General features: G+C 68.7%; 12 protein-coding genes and 1 pseudogene. 5 read left to right on the top strand and 8 right to left on the bottom strand.

Annotated elements, in window-relative coordinates; translation table 11 throughout:
- The first annotated feature begins 215 nt into the window (after positions 1 to 215).
- Positions 216 to 1,358: an acyl-CoA dehydrogenase family protein gene (locus P2L57_RS12435; protein ID WP_275812753.1), complete on the top strand. Its 1,143-nt coding sequence runs from the start codon at positions 216 to 218 to the stop codon at positions 1,356 to 1,358.
- A 90-nt stretch (positions 1,359 to 1,448) separates the two neighbouring features.
- On the opposite strand, the gene P2L57_RS12430 is transcribed toward P2L57_RS12435, so the two are convergent.
- Positions 1,449 to 2,618 (bottom strand): serine hydrolase domain-containing protein, encoded by a 1,170-nt coding sequence (locus P2L57_RS12430; RefSeq protein ID WP_275812750.1) that lies wholly within the window; start codon positions 2,616 to 2,618, stop codon positions 1,449 to 1,451.
- A 190-nt stretch (positions 2,619 to 2,808) separates the two neighbouring features.
- On the opposite strand from P2L57_RS12430, the gene P2L57_RS12425 reads away from it, so the two are divergent.
- On the top strand, positions 2,809 to 3,765 hold the full coding sequence (locus P2L57_RS12425) for a Gfo/Idh/MocA family protein (protein WP_275812946.1): 957 nt from the start codon (positions 2,809 to 2,811) through the stop codon (positions 3,763 to 3,765).
- A gap of 6 nt (positions 3,766 to 3,771) precedes the next feature.
- Here P2L57_RS12425 and P2L57_RS12420 read toward each other — a convergent pair whose 3' ends face one another.
- On the bottom strand, positions 3,772 to 4,917 hold the full coding sequence (locus tag P2L57_RS12420; RefSeq protein WP_275812748.1) for a glycosyltransferase: 1,146 nt from the start codon (positions 4,915 to 4,917) through the stop codon (positions 3,772 to 3,774).
- A 310-nt stretch (positions 4,918 to 5,227) separates the two neighbouring features.
- On the opposite strand from P2L57_RS12420, the gene P2L57_RS12415 reads away from it, so the two are divergent.
- Positions 5,228 to 6,028, top strand: a complete 801-nt coding sequence (locus tag P2L57_RS12415) for an AfsR/SARP family transcriptional regulator (RefSeq protein ID WP_308292456.1) — start codon at positions 5,228 to 5,230, stop codon at positions 6,026 to 6,028.
- 94 nt (positions 6,029 to 6,122) lie between these two features.
- Here the strand turns inward: P2L57_RS12415 and P2L57_RS12410 are convergent, their stop codons facing one another.
- From P2L57_RS12410 to P2L57_RS12395, 4 genes are all read right to left on the bottom strand, one after another.
- Positions 6,123 to 6,383, bottom strand: coding sequence for an acyl carrier protein (locus tag P2L57_RS12410; RefSeq protein ID WP_275812745.1), 261 nt, complete (start codon positions 6,381 to 6,383; stop codon positions 6,123 to 6,125).
- 41 nt (positions 6,384 to 6,424) lie between these two features.
- Positions 6,425 to 7,630, bottom strand: a complete 1,206-nt coding sequence (locus P2L57_RS12405; RefSeq protein ID WP_275812742.1) for a ketosynthase chain-length factor — start codon at positions 7,628 to 7,630, stop codon at positions 6,425 to 6,427.
- Positions 7,627 to 8,892 carry a beta-ketoacyl-[acyl-carrier-protein] synthase family protein gene (locus P2L57_RS12400; protein WP_275812739.1) on the bottom strand — a complete coding sequence of 422 codons (1,266 nt, stop codon included), beginning with the start codon at positions 8,890 to 8,892 and terminating at the stop codon, positions 7,627 to 7,629. Before P2L57_RS12400 ends, P2L57_RS12405 begins: the two co-directional genes overlap by 4 nt.
- 91 nt (positions 8,893 to 8,983) lie before the next feature.
- Entirely contained in the window at positions 8,984 to 9,493 is a 510-nt protein-coding gene (locus P2L57_RS12395) for a flavin reductase family protein (RefSeq protein WP_275812736.1), read from the bottom strand.
- Positions 9,494 to 9,648: 155 nt separating this feature from the next.
- On the opposite strand from P2L57_RS12395, the gene rfbD reads away from it, so the two are divergent.
- The gene (rfbD, locus tag P2L57_RS12390) at positions 9,649 to 10,542 is read left to right on the top strand and encodes a dTDP-4-dehydrorhamnose reductase (RefSeq protein ID WP_275812733.1); all 894 of its coding nucleotides are present in this window, start codon (positions 9,649 to 9,651) and stop codon (positions 10,540 to 10,542) included.
- A 638-nt stretch (positions 10,543 to 11,180) separates the two neighbouring features.
- Here the strand turns inward: rfbD and P2L57_RS40715 are convergent.
- Positions 11,181 to 11,393 (bottom strand): annotated as a pseudogene (locus P2L57_RS40715) (LysR substrate-binding domain-containing protein); the annotation flags it as partial.
- A gap of 32 nt (positions 11,394 to 11,425) precedes the next feature.
- Here P2L57_RS40715 and P2L57_RS40710 point away from each other — a divergent pair.
- On the top strand, positions 11,426 to 11,878 hold the full coding sequence (locus P2L57_RS40710) for a Rossmann-fold NAD(P)-binding domain-containing protein (protein WP_303656229.1): 453 nt from the start codon (positions 11,426 to 11,428) through the stop codon (positions 11,876 to 11,878).
- 114 nt (positions 11,879 to 11,992) lie between these two features.
- On the opposite strand, the gene P2L57_RS12375 is transcribed toward P2L57_RS40710, so the two are convergent.
- Positions 11,993 to 14,398 carry an ATP-binding cassette domain-containing protein gene (locus tag P2L57_RS12375; protein WP_275812725.1) on the bottom strand — a complete coding sequence of 802 codons (2,406 nt, stop codon included), beginning with the start codon at positions 14,396 to 14,398 and terminating at the stop codon, positions 11,993 to 11,995.
- Positions 14,399 to 14,456 lie beyond the last annotated feature (58 nt).

The following is a 14,456-nucleotide window of genomic DNA, read 5'->3' as shown; positions in this document are numbered from 1 at the left end:
GCCGTATGGTCCCCTTCCCCGCGCGCACCGTTCTCGGCGGGACCATGTCCTCGACTGGCTGGCGCCACCAACGCTCAGACTGTGAGGGGCACCTTGAGGCTCACTTGAATGCTTTCCTAGCGCGCCCCAGGCGCCACCAGCTCAAGCGGAGTTCTAGCTCGCTGCGAACAGCCGGGCGCACCATCGGCGTTGAAGCCGAGCCCAGGAGGCCAGAGATGCCCGAACTTACTTCGCCCGAATCAGGGATAGCGCGGGCCGCGCACGACGTCGCGACGCTCGCGGCCCATCACGCCGAACGCGCTGAGGAGGAACGGCAGCTGAGCCCTGAAGTGCTGGATGCGATCATGGCCGCGGGCTTTGGACGCCACTTCGTGGGAAGCCAGTACGGCGGAGCGGACGGCACCTTCGCGGCGTTGAGCGCCGCCGTCGCCGTGATCGGTGCGAAGTGTCCGGCGGCGGCGTGGTGTGCGTCACTCGCGGCGAGCATGGCCAGGATGGTCGGCTACTTGCCGGAGGAGGGCCGCAAGCAGGTTTGGCAGGACGGGCCCGACGTCCTGGTCGTCGGAGGGGTGTCCCCGATCGGCCGGGCCCATGCCGAGCGGGACGGTTGGCTGCTGTCCGGGACGTGGCCGTACATCTCTGCCGTCGCCCACTCCGACTGGGCGCTGGTATGCGGTGTGGCGAAGTCCGGGACGGGGTACGAGCCGCGTCTCTTCGCCATCCCCCGCGCCGACTACCGGGTGAAGCGGACCTGGTCGGATGTGGGGATGCGGGCCACCGGAAGCGACACCCTCATCGCCGAGGACGTCTACGTGCCCGCCAGCCTGAGCTTCCCGCTCGCGGAGCTACTCGAAGGCACCGCCTCCTCCTCCGCGCCGCGCTGCCACAGCGTTCCCCTGACGACGGTGAACGGCCTCTTCTTCACCCTGCCCATCCTCGGCGCCGCCGAGGGCACGCTCGACCTGTGGTCGTCCTACGCCGAGCAGAAGATCCGCACTTGGTCGGCCAAGCAGCCCGGTCCTGCCCGCGGCTTCTACGAGGAGACCCTCGCCCGCACCTCCGGCACCGTCGACGCGGCTCGGCTGCTCCTGGAGCGGGCCGCCCGCGTCGCTGACCGGGGAACTGAAGCGACGCCCTTGGAGAGAGCCCGCAACCAGCGCGACTGCATCCTTGCGGCGGACCTCCTGGTGACCGCGGTCAACCAGCTGTTCCGGGCTTCGGGTACCACCGGACACAGCGTGTACCACCCCCTGCAGCGGCTGTGGCGCGACGCCAACTCCGCTGCGGGCCACGTGGTGCTGCAACCGGGGCCCGGCGCGGCCGCCTACACCACCAGCGCGCTGGGTCTCGACGGCTGACGGCCCATCGAACGACCTCACGCCGGGCCTGATCCCCACCGCCCCCGGGCGGTGGGGATCAGGCCCGGCGGCCTTCTCACCGTTGAGCGGTTACCGAAGCGTCCCGGTACAGCGGTAGACCGCTTCGATGAGCCGACGGGGTCGGTTGTCCAACGTACCCATCACCGGGGAGCCGGCGTTCTGCATGTAGCCGAAGGCCAGATCGTGCTCGGGGTCGGCGAAGATGTAGGAACCGTTGGCGGCGCTGAGGCCGAAGGCGGTGGTCAGCCCGGCCGAGGCCGGGAAGACCGGATGGTCGGGAAGCTGCACGCCCAGGCCCCAGTTGCACGGCGTCTGCGTCACCAGGCAGTGGCCCTTGGAGTGCATCCGGGTCATCTCCGTGACGATGGCCGGGCTCAGCAGCCGTGCTCCGTCGACCTCGCCGATCAACGCTGCCATGAAGCGGGCGAGAGACCGGGCGCTGGCACGCCCGCCGTAGGAGGGGTCCTCCCATGCCGGTTCGAGTGCCGCCACGTCCAGCTCCAGGCTGCCCATCATCGCCCGGTAGGTCAGTGTGCTCCGGTCGAGAAAGGCGGCCAACTCGCGGTCGTCGCCCGCGAAGAGCGCCTCGGCCTTGGACTGGAACATCGTCGCCAGGTGCGCGCGGTCCGGGTCGGGTACACCGATATAGCACTCCAGCCCCAGCGGCTCGGCGATCTCCGTGGCGAAGTACCTGCCGACGGTGAGGCCGGTGCGTCGCCGCAGCAGCTCGCTGACCAGGTAGCCGAAGGTGATCCCGTGGTATCCGTGCGCGGTGTCCGGCTCCCACTCCGGCCGTGCCTCGGCCAGTGCCTCGGCGATCGGCAGGTGGGTGCGCATGGCCTCGTTGGTGATCGGGGCATGGTCCAGGCACACCACACCGGAGCGGTGGCTGAGTACCATCCGCAGGGTGATCCCCGCCTTGCCGTGTGCCGCGAACTCCGGCCAGTGGTCGGCCACCGGAGCATCGAGGTCGAGCAGCCCCTGGTCCACCAACCGCAGCGCCGAAACCGCGACCAGCGCCTTGGTCGGCGAGGCGAGCACCCCCAGGGTGTCGGAACGCCACGCATCCGCACCTCCCTCGTCCGCGAATCCACCCCACAGGTCGACCACCGGCTCGCCGCGGTGATAGACGCACACCGCGGCGCCCACCTCGGCGCCTGCGGCGAAGTTCGCCTCGAACGCCTCGGCGACCCCGGTGAAGGCGTCTGCCGTCCATCCGCCCCGCGGAGAATCACTCATCGTGTCCCACCTCCGTATCCACGCCTGATCGCCTACGACAGTTGCTCTTCGCGCTCGTGGTTCACTCGACTCCCGGCAACGCGGCGCTCGGGCGTGGTCGGCTTCCGCCGTCCTTCGAGCAGGCGTCGAGTCCCCGCCGCGATGGTTGAGTGGTCATGCCTGTCCCCTCAACCACGGAGTGCCCCAGGTGCTGAGAGTCGGAGTCATGGGCTGCGCGGAGATCGCCCGGCGCCGCATGCTGCCCGCTATGAAGGCGCATCCCCTCATCGAGGTCACGGCCGTTGCCAGCCGGGACGCAGCCAAGGCGGCCGAGACGGCCCGGCTGTTCGACTGCCGTCCGGTCGTCGGGTACGACGCGCTGCTGGCGGACGACAGCGTGCAGGCCGTCTACGTTCCGCTGCCCGCGGCCCTGCACGCGCCGTGGGTCAAGGCGGCGCTGGCGGCCGGCAAACACGTGCTCGCCGAGAAACCGCTCACCACGGAACCGGCCCGCACCCGCGAGCTCATCGGCCAGGCCCGCGCCCGCGAACTAGTGCTCATGGAGAATGTCATGTTCGTCCACCATGCCCAGCATGCGGTGGTCCGCCGACTGGTGGCGCAGGGCGAGATCGGCGAACTCCTTTCCCTGGACGCGACCTTCACCATCCCAGCACTGCCCGACGACGACATCCGCCACCAGCCCGAACTCGGCGGCGGAAGCCTCTACGACGTCGGGGTGTACCCGGTGCGCGCGGCCGTGCACTTCCTGCAGGGGGAGCTGGAGGTCAGGGGAGCGGTCCTCGAACGCCCATCCGGCCGCCGGGTAGACACCGCCGGGGCCGTGCTGCTGCGGGGCCCCGGCGGTGTCACGGCACACCTGACCTTCGGTATGGAGCATGCCTACCGTTCCCGTTACGAGCTGTCCGGCAGCACCGGCCGCATTCTCGTCGACCGCGCCTTCACCCCGCCTGCGGACCATGTACCGCAGATCCTCATCGAGTCCCGAGCGGGCACCCGGTCGTGCCCGCTGCCGCCGGACGACCAGGTCGCCAACGCGCTGTCCGCCTTCGTCTCGGCGGTGCGAACCGGGACTCCCTCATCGGCTGAGTGTCTGGCCCAGGCCGACCTGTTGGCCGACATCCGTCGGGCGGCCGGCCTGGACGGCTGAAGGGGCTCAGGCCGCCGTCAACTGCTCCACCAAGGCGAGGACTTCGGTCGGCTTGGGAAGCGCGGCGATGTCGGCGGCCAACTCCTGAGACCGCTCGGTGTAGGACGGCGTCGACAGCAGCTGACTGCAGGCGGCGGCGATGGCTTCGGGGGTGTCCTGCCCGGGAAGCAGCGTGATGGCCGCGCCGAACTCGGAGAGCCGACGCGAATGCGACACCAGCTTGGGCATGTTCGGCACCACCAGCTGCGGGACGCCCGCCTGCATCGCGGAGAGCGCGGTCTGGCCGCCACCCGAGTGCACCAGCACGTCGCAGGTGCGCAGCACGGTGCCCAGGGGCAGCCAGCCAGCTCGCACCTGGGGCCGTGACGCGGCCAGAGCCGCTGCGACCTCGTCCGGTGCGGCGATGACCAGTTCCACGTCGAGCTCCCCGACCTCGCCCACCAGCCCTTCCAGGAAGTCGAGATCCTGCTCGGGGCTGACCCGGCTGCCTGCCGTGACGCAGATTCGCGGCTTGACGGCAGCGGTGTACATCCACGGCTCCAACTGCCGCTGTTGGCCGGTGGGCACGAAGCGCATCATCGCACCGGGCGCCGCGTCCGGGGCGAGCATGCGCGGCGGGCAGATGTGGATCCATAGCTCCGGCTCGGGGAGCCGGTCCAAGCCGAGCCAGGCCAGCTCCGGCGAGAGTTCCGCTTCCGCCCCGCGGTCCATCTCGACCGGCTCGCCCATGTCCCATGCGTGCCGTACGTATGGCACTCCCAACTCGGCGGCGAGCAGACCGGCGGCGAAGGAAAGCGTGCCGCCGACGACGACATCCGGACGCCAGCTCCGGCTCAGCGCGCGCAGGGACGTCAGACTGTCGGCCGCCAGCCGCCCGAAGCCGCGGCCGCCGAAGTACAGCCGCGTCGTGGTGTCCGTGGGCAGGTCGAGCGGGACACCGTCGCGGGTTGCGAACATGTAGTCGCGCATCCGCCCGGGGGCGGCGGCCACCCCGGGCAGTCCCGCCCCGACGACGACCGGCATCATGTCCTCGGTGGCCGCCACGAAGACCTCATGGCCGGCGTTGCGCGCCGCCGTCGCGAGTGGGGCGAGAGCGAAGACTGTGGCCGGGCTTCCCGCAGCTACGAAGAGCGTCCTCAGAGTACATGCCATGACCGGGTGGCTCCCCTCATCCGTGTCTGTGCGGTCCGGCACAGCCTCCGCGAGGGCGCTGGAACAGCGGTATATCCACGATCGAGCGTGCCCGGATCTTCGGCGGTGGACATGCCGTCTGCGCGTGCATATGATCAAAAACAACGGACAGATACGTACGCCCTACAGACAGCAATGCGCGCACGATCTGGAAAGTTAACGGGGAATGAGAACAATTAGCCAGAACTATGTAGCACTCGCAAAATCTGTGGCACTCACATCCACCAGACCGCGGTGCATCGAAGAGTTGGAAATCGGTCTGCTCGGGCCGATGACGGTGAGTGTCAATGGAAAGTCCATCGTACCCACTGCGAGAAAGCCGAGGCAGCTTCTCGCTCTGCTCGCTCTTCGCTGCGGCCGGGTCATCCCGGTATCGACCTTGGTCGACGAGGTCTGGGGAAACGATATCCCGCGCAGCAGCGCCTGCACGCTGCAGACCTACATCCTGCAGCTGCGACGGCTGATCACATTGTCCCTGCACGCGGCTTCCGGCTGGGACGCCAAGGACTTAATCGTCACCCACTTCAACGGGTACCAGCTGATGGCAGATCCGAGCTCCACGGATCTGCGTGAGTTCGAGCGACTGTCGACCGAGGGTGACGCCGCGCTGGCGGCGGGCGATGCCGCCACAGCCTCGCTCCTGCTCACCCGGGCGTTGGCCCTGTGGCGCGGTCCGGCGCTGGTGGACGTACCGATCGGACGGATACTCCACATGGAGTCCATCGGCCTGGAGGAGAGCCGGATGCGGGTGCACGAACGACGCATCGTCGCTGACCTACTCCTCGGCAAGCACTCCATTCTCATTCCCGAACTGCAGATGCTGGTCGCCCAGAACCCGATCCACGAGAACTTCTGCGCCATGCTCATGATCGCCCTGCAGCGCTCGGGCGCGGTTTGGAGGGCACTGACCGTCTTCCGGGACCTCCGCGCCAGTCTGATCCGGGAGTTGGGCGTCGAGCCCTCGCGCCGTCTGCAGAAACTGCACCAGGAGCTGCTGGAGAACGCCGCCGACCTCTCATCAGGCAGCCTCGACTTCCTGCTGAGCGCCCCGCACACCTCCGGGGGATGGTGACCCGTGGGCTGACCGCTGGTACGGCCGAGGCCGACGGACGCCCCGTGACGCGGAAAGGTGTCTGTCGGCTTCGGCCGCGCGTGCGGTGGAACACTCAACCCGCGTTGGCAACAGCGCGGTTGGCCCGGTCGAGCAGTGCCCGCGGAGTGTCGGTGTTGAAGAGCTCGTCATCTGGGATCACGACGCCGAACTCCCGCTGGAGCACGGCGGCCGTCTCCATCAGGGCCAGCGAGTCGTAGCCGAGGGCCTCGAAGGTCTGGTCGAGGATCTCCCCCTCCAGCTCACCGTCCTCCTCGATTCCCACGCACCTGGCGAGGATGTGGCGGAGGTCGTCGGTCGTGATTGCCTTGCGCATCAGTGATTCCTCAATCCCGAGTCGTAGTTGTGACACGTCGTTCAGTCGCCCAGGGCGCTGATGACGATCGCCGCGTTGAATCCCCACTTGCCCCGGGCCAGCACGAGGGCGTGCGACACGGTCTGGTAGCGCGGCTCACCGCGGACCAGGTCGATCCGGTAGTCGGCGGGGACCTCGTCGACGTTGGCTGTGGCGGGGATCACGCTGTCTCGGATGGACAGCAGAGCGGCGACCACGTCCAGTGGCCCGCCGCCGGAGTAGAGGCGGCCCGTGAGCGCCTTGGGCGCGGTCACCGGGACGCCGGACGGTCCGAAGACGGCCGAGAGCGCCTCGGCCTCCTGCAGGTCGAGCGCGCTGTCACCGGCCGCGTCGGCGAAGACCACGTCCACCTGCGTGGGGGTCAATCCGGCATCTGCCAGCGCCAGTTCGATGGCCCGGCGCAGCGCCGGCGGGCGCGAGGAACCAGGGGCCGGGTCGAAGGTGGAGGCATACCCGGTGATCGCGCCGTAAACCTGTCCGGTTCCGCGGCGGCGAGCCGCCGCCAACTCCTCGACGACGAGGATCGCGCCGCCCTCGCCTGGGATGTAGCCGCTGGCGTTCACATCGAACGGCTGGTAGGCGGTCGCACTTACCCGGCCGCCGGAAAGCTGGGCGGCCCAACCCCACGGGTCGAGGGCGGAGTCCACGCCGCCGGTGACGACCAGACCGACGCCTTGACGGATGGTGCGCCGGGCGTGGCCGATCGCGTCCAGGCCGCCCGCCTGTTCGGCTACAAGCGCCTTGCTGGGCCCGCGCATTCCATGCCGGATGGAGATCTGCCCGGTGTTGACCGCGTAGAACCAGGCGAACGACTCGTAGACACTCACGTGCTCCGGCCCCTTGGACCACAGTTTCCTGAGCTCCCGGTGGGTGAACTCGAAGCCGCCGAAGGCGTTTGAGGTCACCACTGACATGTCGTAGTCGATGTGCGCCGACGGCTTCACCTCGGCGTCCACGAGCGCCCAGTCGGCGGCGGCCAGGGCAAACCGGGTGGAGATGTCGGTCTGCGGAAGCAACCGCACGGAGATGTGCTCACTGGAGTCGAAGTCCAGCACCTCTCCGGCTCGCTTGGCGGCATACGGAGCGGGGTCAAACCGGGTGATCTGTCCGATTCCGTCGCGCCCGTCCAAGGTGGCTTTCCAGAAATCCTCGGTGCCCAGCCCGTTGGGGGCCACCACACCGAGCCCTGTCACCACAGCGGTTGTCATCGTGTTCCTCCTGGCCGGTTCAGCACGATTGCGCTTTGGAATCCACCGAAGCCGCTGCCCACACTCAGCACGGTGTCCACCCGGCGTTCACGGGCCGTGACCGGTACGTAGTCGAGGTCGCACTCGGGGTCGGCCTCGTGCAGGTTGGCAGTCGGGGGTACGACGTTGTTCTCGATCGCCAGCAGGCTGGCGGCGATTTCAACGGAGCCGATGGCGCCCAGCGAGTGACCGACCATCGACTTGATCGAGCTGACCGGCGTTTCGTAGGCGTGGAGTCCGAGGCTGCGCTTCAGGGCGGCCGTCTCGTGCCAGTCGTTCTGCTTGGTGCCCGAGCCGTGGGCGTTGATGTAGTCGAGATCCTCCGGGTTCTTCCTCGCCTCGGCCAGTGCGGCGCCTATCGCCTCGGCCATCTCGCGGCCGTCCTTCTTCAGGCCGGTCATGTGGTACGCGTTGCTACGGGTGGCATAGCCGCTCACCTCGGCGTAGATGTGCGCGCCCCGGTTGGTGGCGTGCTCAAGCGTCTCCAGCACGAACATGGCCGAGCCCTCGGCCAGTACGAACCCGTTGCGGGACGCGTCGAAGGGACGCGACGCGTGCTCAGGGTCGTTGTTGTACGTGGTGGTGGCCTTGATTGCGTCGAAGCAGGCGACGACGATCGGGGTGATCGGGGTGTCGGTTGCTCCGGCCAGCATGATGTCGGCCGCACCATCGCGGATCACCTGCACGGCGTTGCCGACCGCGTCGAGCCCGGAGGTGCAGCCGTTGGAGACCATCGTCACGGGGCCTTCGGCTCCGATCCGCCAGGCCAACTCGGCGGGCATCACACCTGGCGTGAGGTAGTCGAACATGTGCGGTGACAGGTATTCAGGGCTCACCGTCCAGCGCCGCCCCGCGTCGGACAGGATCTGGTACTCGACATCCAGGCTGGTGGAGGCGGCCACCGCACTTCCCAGGCTCACGCCGACCCGATGCGGGTCGAGGCGGTTCACCTCCAGACCGCTGTCCACGATCGCGTCGTCGGCGCACGCGACGGCGAACTGCGTGGCCCGGTCCATGCGCCGGATCTCCCTCGCACTCAGCCCTTCGGACTCGGGATCGAAGTCGCATTCCCCGGCCACCTGAGAGCGGTAGGGCGAGGGATCGAAGAAACTGATACGGCGGGTCGCGGTGCGGCCCGAACTCAGCAGGTCCCAGAACTCTTTGGTTCCGGATGCCCCCGGTGCGCGCACCCCGATTCCAGTGATCACGATGCGACTGGACATATGACAATTCCTTCCTCGAAGCTGGGAGGAATGCTCCCGGCTGCCGCTTGAGGACAACTCGACGCTGCTCCTCGGATTGAAATCCCGTAGCTCACACTGAACTTTCTTCGGGAGGCAGGGAGCGAAAGAGGCGACCGCAGTAGACCAGCGGCTCGCCGGGGAACACTTCGGAGCGTCGGACCAGTCCCACCAGGATCACGTGGTCGCCGCCGTCGAACCGGTTGACCAACTCGCATTCGAGGCGCGCGAGTACGTCGTCCAAGAGCGGCACGCGGCTCAGCCCAGGAGTGGACGACAAGTCCTCGTACTTGTCCGCGGCCTTGGTAGCGAATCGCGTCGCCAGCTGTGCCTGGTCGTCCCGGAGCAAGTGAACTGCCATCGCCTCGGCGCCGTCGAAGGCGGGGTGGCAGTCAGCGCTCCGGTCGAGGCAGACCAGCACCAGGGGCGGTCTCGCCGAAAGGGACGAGAAGGCCGTCGCAGTGAATCCCCGTCTGGCTCCGTCCTGGTCCACGGTGGTCACTACGGCGACGCCACTGGGCCAGCGCGCCAGACAGTCGCGCAGGGTTGCCGATTCGCCCCCGACGGGCTTGGTGATCGTCATCGAATTCTGGTTCACCTCCCCACAGAAAAAGCCTTCGCCGATACCGTTTCAACGGCGTCTCACGCATTACTTGAATCCCGCTCGAATCTGCGTTCCCGGCCCCGCGTCCGGCGGGGGTCGAGCTGGGCTCAAGCCGGGCACCGCAGGGTTGGCCCATGAGCGACACACGCTGGCTGGTAACGGGCGCGGGCGGGATGCTCGGCCAGGACCTGTGCTCGGTCCTGGCCCACTGTGGCGAGAAGGTCACGGCACTCACCCGGGCCGATCTCGACATCGTCGACCCGGACGCCGTCCTCAAGTCGGTCCGTGGTCACGACGTGGTCGTCAACTGCGCGGCCTGGACCGACGTGGACGGCGCCGAGGCGGCCGAGGAAGCAGCCACCGCCGTCAACGGCACCGGCGTCCGCCACCTCGCCGCCGCCTGTGCGGGGGTTGGCTCCCGTCTGCTGCACGTCTCCACCGACTACGTACTCCCCGGAGACGCCACCGAGCCGTACGCCGAGTCCGCGCCCACCGGCCCGGTCAACGCGTACGGGCGTTCCAAGCTGATCGGCGAGCGGGCCGTCGCCGAACTGCTCCCCAAGAACGGCTACACCATCCGCACCGCCTGGCTGTACGGCGAGCACGGGCCGAACTTCGTTGCCACCATGCTCAAGCTCGCTGCCCGTCGCGACACCCTGGATGTGGTCGACGACCAGCACGGCCAACCCACTTGGTCGTACGCCCTGGCTCAGAAACTGGCGGAGCTCGGACAGGCCGCCCTCGCCGGGCGTGCCCCGGCCGGCGTCTACCACGGCACCGCGAGCGGAAGCACCACCTGGCTCGGCCTGGCTCGGGCGGTTTACAGACTGAGCGGCTTTGACCCGGACCGCATCAGGCCGACGAACTCCTCAGCCTTTCCCCGTACTGCTCGGCGCCCCGCCTACAGCGTGCTCGGCCACGACCGATGGGGTGCCGCCGGGCTCGACCCCCTCGGCGACTGGCGCCACGCGCTTGCCCAGGCCCTTCGCCTCCCGACCTTCGCGGCCCTCACCCCGCGGCGCCAGTGAGCTTGGGCGAACCACGGAGCAGAGGCGCGCAACCAAGGTCATCTACAACATCGCCGCCGTCGTGGAGCCACCGCACCGGCGGCCCGCCGGCCGTTACCAGATTGTCCGGCAAGCAGGTCCGCAGGATCGCCACACCCCGCATGACGCGCCATCGGGACGACATCTGCTGAAGCTGACCTGTTCGGTGCCCCGTATGCCTGGGCAAGGGCTGGCACCCCAGGCCGCCAACCCGTAACACTGTTGCGCCGGCCGACTTGCTGGCAACGGGGCCTGTGTCAGCTGACCGACTGGCCCACCGCTTCTCCACGACCAAGATCCGGGCAAGGCACGGACCAACTCGCTATCGCAACGATCGATTCCACCCGTCGCCGCTGGTCAGAAGGGGATGACTTCATGTACCACCATGAGACCAAGACCCCGCTGGTGAGCTACGCCCCGCAGGGGCTCGGGCTGTTCTGAGCGCCTGAAAAGGGCGCCTGACCTGGGCTTTCGCCCGTCAGGCGCCTTTGGGGGCTACTGGCCGGTGGCCCGCCGGGCAGGTGCAGGTGGCTGTCTCAGCAGGAAGGTGAGCCCTTCGGCTGACGTGGGGTGGGCGTATATCGCGCGGTGTAGTTCCGTGTAGGGGAGGCGGCTGATCATCACTCGGCACTGGCGGCACGGACGAGCGCGGCGGTGGCGCTCGACCGGGACGTTTGCGGCCACGCGATCACCAATATCGCGGGCGGTGCGTCCACGACATCGCGGAAGACGACACCAGGGCGCGGGTACCGGTTGACGACGGATTCCGGTAGGAGGGTGATCAGCTCGCCGAGTTCGACGAGCTTGAGCAGTTGGAGCAGGTCGCTTGCCCGGTGCTGGCCGGCTGCGCCGACGAACCGGTGGTATGTGCCACGCTGTCCTGGCGAATTCCGGTGATCGTCCGTTGCGGACGGTCGCCACCCGCGACATTGCCGCGGCGGCGGCCACGCTGCTGCCCGACGCGTCCTGGAGCGGGCAGGACAGTACGCCGGTGATCGGCCCCGATGATCTTTCCCCCGACGACATGGCACAGGTCATGTCCGATGTGCTGGCCCGGCCGGTCCGCTTCCGGCAGATCAGCGTCGCGGACTGCAAGGCGATGGCGCTGGCGCGCGGAGCGACCGAAGGATCTGCGCAGGGCCTTGTCGATATGACGACGGCACAGAACGACGGCATCTACGACGGCGGTTCGCCCGTTGCCGAGCGCACCGCGACCAGCTTCCGCCAGTGGTGTGTGGACGTGCTCCGCCCAGCCGTCCTGTCGACCAGTGGGACCGTCACCGCCCACGCGGTGCCCGGCGTTCTGCTGTCGGGCTGACGCGCCGAGTCCGCCTCGAACGGGCCGTCAGCGGTGCAGCCCCGTCGAGACCGACCACTGGGAGCTGACCACGGCCGCACCCACCTCGTCTCACGGCGTCCGCGAGGGCCTCGGTCAGGTGCCGACGTAGGCCGCGAGGTGCTCGCCGGTGAGGGTGGAGCGGGCGGCGACGAGGTCGGCGGGTGTGCCCTCGAAGACGATCCGGCCGCCGTCGTGGCCGGCGCCTGGGCCGAGGTCGATGATCCAGTCGGCGTGCGCCATGACCGCCGGATGGTGCTCGACGACGATGACCGACTTGCCGGAGTCGACGAGTCGGTCGAGCAGGCCGAGCAGCTGCTCGACGTCGGCGAGGTGGAGGCCGGTGGTCGGCTCGTCGAGGATGTAGACGCCACCTTTCTCAGCCATGTGGGTGGCCAGCTTGAGCCGCTGCCGCTCACCGCCGGACAGCGTGGTGAGCGGCTGGCCGAGGCTGAGGTAGCCGAGCCCGACGTCGGCGAGCCGGTCGAGGATGCGGTGCGCGGCCGGAGTGTGCGCCTCGCCGGCGCCGAAGAACTCCTCGGCCTCGGCCACCGACATCGCGAGCACCTCGCTGATGTCGCGGCCGCCGAGGTGGTGGTCCAGCACCGCTGCCTGGAACCGCTTCCCCTCGCACTCCTCACAGGTGGTGGCGACGCCGGCCATCATCGCCAGGTCGGTGTAGATGACGCCCGCGCCGTTGCAGTTGGGGCAGGCGCCCTCGGAATTGGCGCTGAACAGCGCCGGCTTCACGCCGTTGGCCTTCGAGAACGCCTTGCGGATCGGGTCGAGCAGTCCGGTGTAGGTCGCCGGGTTGCTCCGCCGCGAGCCGCGGATCGCGGCCTGGTCGATCGAGACCACACCCGCGTCGCCGGCCCCTGAACCATTGACCAGCGACCCGTGCACGAGCGAGCTCTTGCCGGAGCCGGCGACGCCGGTGACGACGACAAGCGCCCCAAGCGGGATGTCGACGTCGACGTCGCGCAGGTTGTGCGCCGTCGCGCCGCGGATCTCCAGAGCGCCGGTGGGCTTCCGCACCGTCTGCTTGAGGGCGGCCCGGTCGTCGAAATGGCGGCCGGTGATGGTGCCGCTGGCCCGCAGCCCCTCGACGGTTCCCTCGAAGCAGACGGTGCCGCCCGCCGTACCGGCGCCGGGGCCGAGGTCGACGACGTGGTCGGCGATCGCTATCGTCTGCGGCTTGTGCTCCACGACGAGCACCGTGTTGCCCTTGTCCCGGAGCCGCAGCAGCAGGTTGTTCATCCGCTGGATGTCATGGGGGTGCAGGCCCGTGGTGGGCTCGTCGAAGACGTAGGTGACGTCGGTGAGCGAGGAGCCGAGGTGGCCGATCATCTTGACGCGCTGCGCCTCGCCGCCCGACAGCGTGCCCGACGGGCGCTCGAGCGAGAGGTAGCCAAGACCGATCTCCACGAATGAGTCGAGGGTGTGCCGCAGCGTGCCGAGCAGCGGCGCCACCGACGGCTCGTCGAGGCCGCGGACCCATTCGGCCAGGTCGCTGATCTGCATCGCGCACGCGTCGGCGATGTTGATCTCACCGATCCGCGACGACCGGGCCGCCTCGCTGAGCCGGGTGCCGTCGCACTCGGGGCAGGTGGTGAAGGTGACCGCGCGGTCCACGAACTCCCGGATGTGCGGCTGCATCGCCTCCTTGTCCTTGGCGAGGAACGACTTCTGGATCCGCGGGATCAGCCCCTCGTAGGTCATGTTGATGCCCGCGATCTTCATCCTGGTCGGCTCGCGGTGGAGGAAGTCGTGCAGTTCCTTCTTGGTGTACTTGCGGATCGGCTTGTCCGGGCTGTAGAAGCCCGATTCGCTGTAGAGCCGGTAGTTCCAGCCGCCCGCCTTGTAACCGGGGATGGTGAGCGCGCCCTCGGCGAGCGACTTGGAGTCGTCATAGAGCTGGGTGAGGTCGATGTCGGAGACCGCGCCCCGGCCTTCGCAGCGCGGACACATGCCACCGGTGATGCTGAATTCGCGACGCTCCTTCACGGTCCGCCCGCCGCGCTCCAGGGTGACCGCCCCCGCTCCGCTGATCGAGGCGACGTTGAAGGAGAACGCCTTCGGCGAGCCGATGTGCGGCTTCCCGAGTCGGCTGAAGAGGATGCGCAGCATCGCGTTGGCGTCGGTGGCGGTGCCGACCGTGGAGCGGGGGTCGGCCCCCATCCGCTGCTGGTCGACGATGATCGCGGTCGTCAGCCCTTCGAGTATGTCGACCTCGGGCCGCGCCAGCGTCGGCATGAAGCCCTGCACGAAGGCGCTGTAGGTCTCGTTGATCAGCCGCTGCGACTCCGCGGCGATCGTGTCGAACACCAGCGAGCTCTTGCCCGAGCCGGAGACGCCGGTGAACACCGTCAGCCGGCGCTTCGGGATCTCGATGCTGACGTCCTTGAGGTTGTTCTCGCGCGCGCCGTGCACGCGGATCAATTCGTGGCTGTCGGCAACATGCACCGCAGGCGACTGCGTGTCCGTCCTCGTGGCCATGCTCATCGTGTCTCCAATCTGTTGGGCGGGGCGGCTTTCGCGGTCTCTGTCGGCGTCGCCTGGC

This window comes from Streptantibioticus ferralitis (assembly GCF_029223525.1).
Taxonomy (GTDB): domain Bacteria; phylum Actinomycetota; class Actinomycetes; order Streptomycetales; family Streptomycetaceae; genus Streptantibioticus_A; species Streptantibioticus_A ferralitis.
This window is presented reverse-complemented; position numbering and strand designations above follow the sequence as displayed.